8 protein-coding genes are annotated in these 8,166 nt (G+C 64.2%); 3 read left to right on the forward strand and 5 right to left on the reverse strand.

Annotated elements, in window-relative coordinates:
- The first annotated feature begins 114 nt into the window (after positions 1-114).
- The 3 genes from galU (at position 115) to ACE3SN_RS15070 (ending at position 2,935) form a co-directional block, all read left to right on the forward strand.
- Positions 115-999 carry a UTP--glucose-1-phosphate uridylyltransferase GalU gene (gene galU, locus ACE3SN_RS15060; RefSeq protein WP_374531375.1) on the forward strand — a complete coding sequence of 295 codons (885 nt, stop codon included), beginning with the start codon at positions 115-117 and terminating at the stop codon, positions 997-999.
- A gap of 78 nt (positions 1,000-1,077) precedes the next feature.
- Positions 1,078-1,863 carry an enoyl-CoA hydratase/isomerase family protein gene (locus ACE3SN_RS15065; protein ID WP_374531377.1) on the forward strand — a complete coding sequence of 262 codons (786 nt, stop codon included), beginning with the start codon at positions 1,078-1,080 and terminating at the stop codon, positions 1,861-1,863.
- A gap of 10 nt (positions 1,864-1,873) precedes the next feature.
- Positions 1,874-2,935 carry an AI-2E family transporter gene (locus ACE3SN_RS15070; protein ID WP_374531379.1) on the forward strand — a complete coding sequence of 354 codons (1,062 nt, stop codon included), beginning with the start codon at positions 1,874-1,876 and terminating at the stop codon, positions 2,933-2,935.
- Here ACE3SN_RS15070 and ACE3SN_RS15075 read toward each other — a convergent pair.
- The 5 genes from ACE3SN_RS15075 to ACE3SN_RS15095 form a co-directional block, all read right to left on the reverse strand.
- Positions 2,932-3,882, reverse strand: a complete 951-nt coding sequence (locus ACE3SN_RS15075) for a hypothetical protein (protein ID WP_374531381.1) — start codon at positions 3,880-3,882, stop codon at positions 2,932-2,934. The genes ACE3SN_RS15070 and ACE3SN_RS15075 overlap by 4 nt on opposite strands.
- Before the next feature lie 37 nt (positions 3,883-3,919).
- Positions 3,920-5,221, reverse strand: coding sequence for a cytochrome P450 (locus tag ACE3SN_RS15080; RefSeq protein ID WP_374531383.1), 1,302 nt, complete (start codon positions 5,219-5,221; stop codon positions 3,920-3,922).
- A 55-nt stretch (positions 5,222-5,276) separates the two neighbouring features.
- Positions 5,277-6,827 carry an acyl-CoA synthetase gene (locus tag ACE3SN_RS15085; RefSeq protein ID WP_374531385.1) on the reverse strand — a complete coding sequence of 517 codons (1,551 nt, stop codon included), beginning with the start codon at positions 6,825-6,827 and terminating at the stop codon, positions 5,277-5,279.
- Between the two features lie 238 nt (positions 6,828-7,065).
- Positions 7,066-7,800: a M23 family metallopeptidase gene (locus ACE3SN_RS15090; RefSeq protein ID WP_374531388.1), complete on the reverse strand. Its 735-nt coding sequence runs from the start codon at positions 7,798-7,800 to the stop codon at positions 7,066-7,068.
- Positions 7,801-7,945: 145 nt separating this feature from the next.
- On the reverse strand, positions 7,946-8,166 hold a 221-nt coding region (locus tag ACE3SN_RS15095), incomplete at its 5' end, for a DUF455 family protein (RefSeq protein ID WP_374531387.1).

Consider the following 8,166-nt stretch of genomic DNA (forward strand, 5'->3'; position numbering starts at 1 on the left):
GCAAGCGCCGTGCATCGCTATGCACATGTTGCGGGGATCTGTTGTGCACTGTTGCATCGCAGCATCGAACCGGCTTTAACAGCACTGCAACAGGGACTGGTTAGAACAACAGCAATGACAAGCACTTCCCCCCGCAAGCCGATCAAGAAAGCCGTGTTTCCCGTCGCCGGGATGGGCACCCGGTTTCTTCCTGCGACCAAGGCGATCCCGAAGGAAATGCTGCCGATCATTGACCGGCCGCTGATCCAGTATGCCGTTGACGAGGCGCGCGAGGCCGGGATCGAACAGCTGATCTTCGTGACCGGGCGGGGCAAGACCGCGATCGTCGAACATTTCGATCACGCCTTCGAACTTGAAACCACCATGACCGAGCGCGCCAAGTCGCTCGAAATCCTGGAGCCGACGCGGATCCAACCCGGCAACCTGGTTGCCGTGCGCCAGCAGGTGCCACTGGGGCTGGGCCACGCGATCTGGTGCGCGCGCGCGATCGTGGGGGATGAACCCTTCGCGATCTTCCTGCCCGACGAACTGATGATCGGCAAACCCGGCTGCATGAAGCAGATGGTCGAGGCCTATAACGAGGTTGGCGGGAACCTCATCTCGGTGCTCGAAGTGCCGGAAGACGAAGTCTCCAGCTACGGTGTGATTGCACCGGGCGAGCGAAAGGGCGCGCTGACCGAGGTCAAGGGCCTGGTCGAAAAGCCCAAGCGGGAAGATGCGCCTTCCAACCTGATCATCTCGGGCCGCTATATCCTCCAGCCCGAAGTCATGCGGGTGCTCGAGGGGCAGGAAAAGGGCGCGGGCGGCGAGATCCAGCTGACCGATGCAATGGCCCGGATGATCGGGAGCCAGCCGTTCCATGCCGTGACCTTTGCGGGCAAGCGCTATGACTGCGGCTCGAAGACCGGGTTTATCGAGGCGACGCTGGCGATTGCCCTGCAACGCGAGGATATCGCCGACGAAGTGCGCGAGATCGCCAAGCGGCTACTGGCCGAATAGGACGCAACTGCCCTTGCCCTGAGGCCCCACCTGCCTAGAGTGCGCGGGGACAGAACAATCAGGGAAGGATCAGGGCCAGTGCCAGCACTCGAATACGCCGTTTCGGAGCATATCGCGACGATCACGCTCAACCGTCCGGAACGGATGAACACGATCTCACGCGAGATGCTCGACGAACTGACCCAGACGCTGGTGCGCGCCAATCAGGACAAGGACGTGCGGGTGATCGTGCTGACCGGCACGGGCCGTGCGTTCTGCGCCGGGCTCGATCTCAACGAGGCGTCGAGCGGCGAGGGGATCGGCGGGCAGGGCAGCTTTGCCGACACGCTCGATCTGCGCAATACGCCGCCGACCGTGCTGTTCGAGATCGACAAGCCGGTGATCTGTGCATTGAACGGTTCGGCCGCCGGTTACGGCATGGATCTGGCGCTGGGCTGCGATATCCGCATCATGGCCGACAATGCCAAGCTTGCCGCCGCCTTCGTGAAGCGCGGCGTGGTGCCCGAATCAGGCGGTACCTGGTTCCTGCCGCGCATGCTGGGCTGGGCCAAGGCGAGCGAGATCATCTTCACCGGCCGCACTCTTTCGGCAGAAGATTGCCTTGCCGAGGGCCTTGCCAACCGGGTTGTCCCCGCCGATGCCGTGGCCGCCGAGGCGCGCGCGCTGGCGCTCGAAATCGCCGCCAACGCGCCGATGGCGGTGCGCGCATCGAAGCGAATGATGCGCATGGGGCTGGACGAGCCGTTCCCCACCCACGTCCAGCACGTTTACCTGCAGCTCCTCCCGCTGTTCGCGAGCGCGGATTTCAAGGAAGGCGTAACCTCGTTCCTTGAAAAGCGTCCCGCGCGCTTCACCGGGCGCTAGGGCTGACGGCATGGACCGGCGGCAGGCACTTCGTCCCGAACAGCGCAGCGGCCTGTGGCTGACCGCGCTGGTGATCGGCGGGGTGGTGCTGTGTGCGCTGATCGTCCAGCCGTTCATGCCGGCGCTGGTCTGGGCTGTGGTGCTGGCGCTGCTGGCCAGTCCGCTTGAGCGGCGGCTGCGCAGTCTGCTGGGCGGACAGGCCTGGGCCAGTGCGACGCTCGGCGTGGTGGCCGTGGCGGTTGCGATCATCGCGCCGATGCTGTTCGTGTTCGATGCTCTGGTACGCGAACTGCTGGGCGGGGCGGTGCTGGCCAACGAGATCCTGTCGGAAACGCACTGGCAGTCGGTCGCCCGCAGCCAGAAATGGCTGGCTCCTGCGGTCAAGTGGGCCACGGCCAATGTCGATTTCGGCCTGGTGCTGCAGTCGGTTGCGGCGCGCGTCGGCGGGTGGGGCGAAAGCCTGATCCAGGGTTCGGTCAATGGCATCGTCACGCTGCTGCTGACGCTCTATTTCCTGTTCTACCTGCTGCGCGACGGGCCGCGGTTCCGCAGCGGGCTCGCCACGATCCTGCCGCTGACCCGCACCGAGTTCGACCGCCTGTCCGAAACGGTCGGCAATACGATCTATGCCGCGTTCTACGGCACGGTCGCCGTGTCGCTGTTGCAGGGCGCGCTGGCCGGGCTGATGTTCTGGTGGCTCGATCTACCCAGCCCGGCCTTCTGGGGGATCATCATGGGCGTACTGGCGATCGTGCCGTTCCTTGGCGCCTTCGTGGTCTGGGCACCGACCGCGCTCGCCCTCGCGATTGGCGGCGATTTCGCATCAGCGATCATCCTGACGCTGTGGGGCGTGCTGGTGGTCGGCCTGATCGACAATATCATCTACCCGGTGCTGGTCGGCAAACGGCTTGAAATGCACTCGCTTGTTTCGTTCGTGGCAATTGTCGGCGGGCTGGCGCTGTTCGGGGCGCATGGGGTGGTGCTTGGCCCGGTCTGCGTCGCGGCGACCTGGACGCTCCATACCATCTGGCGCGAACGCCGTGCGGCTGCGCTGGCGGCAAGCCAAGCCTAATCGACGATAATGATCGGCGGGGCGTCTTGTTCTTCCACCCGTTTGCACCTTTGTTGCGGTGCGCGCTGGCGTTCCAAAAGACGCGCATAGCCTTGTTTGAACTGGCTATCGAGAATGCCCAGAATGTCGCGCGGGAGCGTGTCTTGTGCGGCAACTCCCGTTGAAACGCGGTAGGCCGTGATTTCGAAATCGCCGGGTGATTGCAGGAGCTTTTCCTGCACATCGGGATAAAGGACGAGCAAGGTGCTTCTGGTCGACCAGTCGCGAAAGACGTGGTTGCCAACCCGAGCCTGACCCGCCTCGTCGTATTTGCTCTCCCAAGGTCCGTTCCCTATCCGGCGAGTGTAGCTGCCGCTGCCCCAGGGACTGGCCATGGTGAAGTAGAGCGGAAGGCGCTCTGTTCCTCCCTTGGTGATGCCGAGCTGCAGAAAATCGTAGTGATCCGTTCTCCAAAGCGCGCCGATCGGCCCGTCGAACGTGCCGGGAACGCCCCAGAACAGCTGGAATTCGATCCCGCCTGCCAGTTTGCGGTTATAGGACATCAGTCTGCCATCGCCGCTGATCGAATAGAGCTCCGTGTCTGTTTTCCAGATCTCGTCGTCGCAGACAAAGCGCAGGTATTTTTGTTCCTCGCTTTGCTCGACCGGGGTGCAGAACTTTGCGGGATCTGCCATGCGCGCGGGCAGTTCCTCGCGCAGCAACGCAATGAATGGCGCCGCCACTTCGGCCGACATGGCCGGGCTGTAAAGCACGCCTTCGCCACCCACCGGCTGCCCACTGCGCGTCACCAGTTGGCTGACGCGAATCTCGCCCAGATCATAGGTGGTAGCCGCCATGCAGACATGGGTGCCGCGCGGGGCCTTGGCAGCGGCGGGCTGTGACAGGGCGAGTGCTGCCGCAGTTACTGCGGCGCCAGCGGCCAAGGTCCCTGTCCGGCGTGCCTTCATTCCCCAAGGAAAGCACGTCGGACAAGCTCAGATCAAATCAATTCGCGGTAAAGCGGATCGGCAAGGTCTTGAGACCGCCCACGAAAGTGCTCTTGGCGCGCAGCGGCTGACCGGCCAGCTCCACGCTTTCCAGCCGGTCGAGCAGCGCCTCGATCAGGATCCGCATTTCGAGCCGCGCCAGGTGCAGGCCCAGGCACTGGTGCGCGCCCGCGCCGAAGGCGGCGTGGCGGTTCGCATCGCGCGCGGCGTCGAACTTGCGCGGTTCATCGAACTGCGCGGGATCGTGGTTCGCGGCAACGTAGTTGAGCATCAGCCAGTCACCGGCCTTGATCTGCACGCCGCCCAGTTCGACGTCCTTCGATGCGGTGCGCATGAAGTGCTGCACCGGGGTGGTCCAGCGGATCGCTTCCTCGACGATGCCGGGAACCAGGCTGCGATCGGCCTTCACGCGGGCGAACTGCTGCGGATCCTGCGCCAGCGCCAGCATCGCCCCGGCGGTCGAGGCCGAAGTGGTGTCGTGTCCGGCGGCAGCGACGATGATGTAGTAACCGGCGAGATCGCGCGGGGTGATCGGTTCGCCGTCGATCACCGCATTGGCGAGGATAGTTGCCACATCGCTGGTCGGATTGGCGCGGCGCTGGGCGGCCAGGCCTTCGAAATAGGCCTCGAAATCGGCCACCGCGCCGCGCACGATCTGGAAGATTTGTTCGGGGGTGAGGTCGGCCATGCCCGATTTGTTGAGGTCTTCGTCCTGCCCGCCGAACATCTGCTGGGTCAGGAACAGCATCCGGGGTTCATCCTCTTCCGGCACGCCAAGAATCTGCATAACCACGTGGAGCGGATAGGGGGCCGACACCAGCGGCACAAAGTCCGCTTCCGGTCCGGCGGCAACCAGACGGTCGACAGTCTTCTTCGCCAGCGCACGGATGTCGGCCTCGATCGTGCGCAGGTTCTTGGGCATGAACCATTCCTGCGTCAGACGGCGCAGCTTGGGGTGCTTGGGCGCATCGAGCACCACCAGCGAGGAGACGAGGTTGGGGCTTTCCTCGCCCTGCTGCGCGGTGATCTGGCGGGCGAACTGCTCGCCGGTCTTGTTGGTGAACACCGTCGCGCGCGGGGCATTGAGGAAAGTCGCGTTATCCTTGCTGACCTTCATCACCTCGTCATAGCCCGTCACCAGCCAGAACGGGTCGTGATCGCCGCTGGGGCTTTCGATCCGGGTCACCGGGCTGACGGCGCGCAGCTCGTCGAACAGGTCGAGCAGCGGATCCCAGTCGGCATAGGACTTGGGATCGATCACGGCGAGAGCGGCCTCGGGCGAGGCGATGGGGGCGTTCATTGCGGTTCTCCCGGCCCGGCGCTCTCAGGCGCCTGGGCCATGCTTGTCGATCAGGTCAGGAGGCTGCCTGCGCAGCCTCGTAAGCGGCCTTGTATTCGTCGCGCAGCAGCCGCTTGTAGAGCTTGCCGGTCTGTTCGCGCGGCAGCTCTTCGCGAAAGTCGATCTGGCGCGGCATCTTCACGCCCGACAACTGCGGACGCAGATAGGCGGTCAGCTCGTCGGCAAGCTCGGGGCCGGCATCGGCCATGTTCGCCGGCTGGACCACGGCGACAACGCGTTCGCCAAAATCCGGGTCCGGCGCGCCGATCACGGCGGCGTCGGCCACCTTGGGGTGCAGCACCAGCAGGTTCTCGATTTCCTGTGGGTAGATGTTGACCCCGCCCGAGATGATCATGAAGCTCTTGCGGTCGGTCAGGAAGACATAGCCTTCCTCATCCTCGATCCCGACGTCGCCCAGGCTCGACCAGCCATGCTTGTTCCGGCTTTCCGCGGTCTTGACCGGATCGTTGTGGTATTCGAACGGCACGGCGTCTTCGGCGGGTTCGAAGAAGATCTGGCCTTCGGTGCCGCGCGGCACTTCATCGCCGTTTTCGTCGCAGACGCGCACCGTGCCGGTCAGCGCGCGGCCGACCGAGCCGGGGCGCTCCAGCCATTCGGCGCTGGTGATGAAGGTGAAGCCGTTGCCTTCGGTCCCGGCGTAATATTCGTAGAGTACCGGGCCCCACCATTCGATCATCGCATGCTTGACCGGCACCGGGCAGGGCGCGGCGGCGTGGATCGCGCACTTGAGGCTCGAGACGTCGTACTTCTTGCGCACGTCTTCATCGAGCTTGAGCATGCGGACAAAGTGGGTCGGCACCCACTGGCTGTCGGTGACCTTGTACTTTTCGATCAATTGCAGCGCGTGTTCCGGATCGAACTTTTCCATCACCACCACGGTGCCGCCAAGCTTGTGGACGGTCATGCACCAGCGCAAGGGCGCGGCGTGATAGAGCGGAGCGGGCGAGAGGTAGACGGCATCGCCCTGGATCCCGAAGGCCATGTTGGCAAGGCCGACCAGCGAGTTCATCTGCGCGATATCGGGATCGACCGGCAGCGGAATCTTGACGCCCTTGGGCTTGCCGGTGGTGCCCGAGGAATAGAGCATGTCGACCCCCGCACGCTGGTCCGCGATCGGGGTGTCGGGCATGGCGGCAAGGGCGTCTTCGGCGCTCAGCGCGCCGGGCGTGTCAAAGCGCACTTGCGGCACGTCGGGGGCCAAGCCGGCGACTTCGTCAAGCGTTGCGCCAAGGTAGGCCGAGCCGAACAGCAGCTTTGCGCCGCTGTCACCCAGGATGTAGGCGATTTCGGGCGGGGTCAGGCGGCTTGAGATGCACACGAAATGGACGCCCGCGCGCTGCGCGCCCCAGGCCACGCCGAAATACCAGGGGTGGTTTTCCATGCAGATTGCAATGGTCTCGCCAATCCCGATGCCCTTTGAGCGGATCAGCTGGGCAACCTGGTTCGAACGCTTGTCGAGTTCACGGTAAGTGATCGTCTCGCCGCTCGACGCCATGATTACGGCGGGCTTGTCGGCATTGGTCCGGGCGTGGACTGAAGGGTGCATCGGTTCTCTCTCTCCAACGCGGCCGCGTGATGGCCTGCTTTGGCAAGGTGTTTAACCGAACGATTAAATGGCCGCAAAAGAAAAAGCGGTGCGAATGCAGGCTCCGTGCAAAAATGCGCGCAAGAATCTGCAAACAGAAACGGGCGACGGTTTCCCGTCGCCCGTTTTCCAGCATCCTCCCGAAGCTGGTGCCGGCCCGGATCTTTCGTCCGGTGCGCGGATTTCGATCTTGTCTGCCTTATTCGTCTTCGCCGTCGCCCATCGCACTGGCGGCTTCGCCAGCCGGAAGCTTCGCGGTGCCGAGGCCCTGCAGGTAGGGGATCGGGTTGACGGCGGTGCCCGCGATGCGGACTTCGTAGTGCAGGTGCGGGCCGGTCGAGCGGCCGGTGGTGCCGACGTAACCGATCACGTCGCCCTTGTGAACGTACTGGCCGGCAGCGACGTTGAGACGCGAAAGGTGGCCGTAACGGGTTTCGATCTGGGCGCCATGCTCAATGCTGATGAACAGGCCGTAGCTTGAGAACCAGTCCGCGCGGCTGATGTAGCCGTCGGCGGTGGCGTAGACCGGGGTGCCGACCGGCTGGGCCAGGTCGATACCCTTGTGCTGGCGGCGGCCGCCCAGGATCGGGTGGGTGCGCATCCCGTAACCGCTGGTCAGCGCGGCGCCTTCAACCGGCATGCGCGACGGGATCGAAACGGTGGTGGGGCGCATGGTGGCCGAGGTCGGCACCGCGGCGAGCGAACCGGTGGCCGGCGTCACCAGCGAAGGCATCACGGAGTTGGCGGCAGCGGGATCGGTCCAGCCAGCGTAGAGGCTGCGGAATTCTTCATCGCCGGTCTGGGCGGGCTTGGCGCCCTGTGCGGCCCGGAGCGGTGCGGTGACGTCGGCGCTGGCGGCAGCGCTGTTGGCCAGGGCGGGATTTCCGAAAGCCAGGGCGGCAAACGCGGCGAGAGCGCCAGCAGCCACCTTCATCTTGGCAAGGACTTCGATCGCGACCACTCAAAACCTACCTTAAATTTGCGACCCGGCGACCCAACGGGCCTGAAACCGAGTGTATGTCTGTTCGAGATGGTCGGCCCCCCGCCTTCTCTTGTTCATTGGTTAGACAGGTGGGCTTTCAACTTGCAACCCCGCCATAGAAGGAGAGCGATAGACCGGCTTCAAGGCGCGCCGAGTCGTTGAACGGTGGCTTAATGGCCCCGCGAAAGTGACGGGCAACCAAGGTTTTCCAATGATTCTCGGGGGATTCGCCGAGCCGGTTGCAGACTGCGGCGAAATGCATTGAACCGAACCGGACGTGGCGGATTTCGTCGTCAAGGATTCGTTGCAGGATTCGCG

Source organism: Novosphingobium sp., assembly GCF_041915465.1.
Classification (GTDB): Bacteria; Pseudomonadota; Alphaproteobacteria; order Sphingomonadales; family Sphingomonadaceae; genus Novosphingobium.

Coding starts and splice junctions, on each gene's coding strand:
- ACE3SN_RS15075 (WP_374531381.1), bottom strand. CDS start 3,882: ATGAAGGCACGCCGGACAGGGACCTTGGCCGCTGGCGCCGCAGTAACT.
- ACE3SN_RS15070 (WP_374531379.1), top strand. CDS start 1,874: ATGGACCGGCGGCAGGCACTTCGTCCCGAACAGCGCAGCGGCCTGTGG.
- ACE3SN_RS15080 (WP_374531383.1), bottom strand. CDS start 5,221: ATGAACGCCCCCATCGCCTCGCCCGAGGCCGCTCTCGCCGTGATCGAT.
- galU (WP_374531375.1), top strand. CDS start 115: ATGACAAGCACTTCCCCCCGCAAGCCGATCAAGAAAGCCGTGTTTCCC.
- ACE3SN_RS15090 (WP_374531388.1), bottom strand. CDS start 7,800: ATGAAGGTGGCTGCTGGCGCTCTCGCCGCGTTTGCCGCCCTGGCTTTC.
- ACE3SN_RS15085 (WP_374531385.1), bottom strand. CDS start 6,827: ATGCACCCTTCAGTCCACGCCCGGACCAATGCCGACAAGCCCGCCGTA.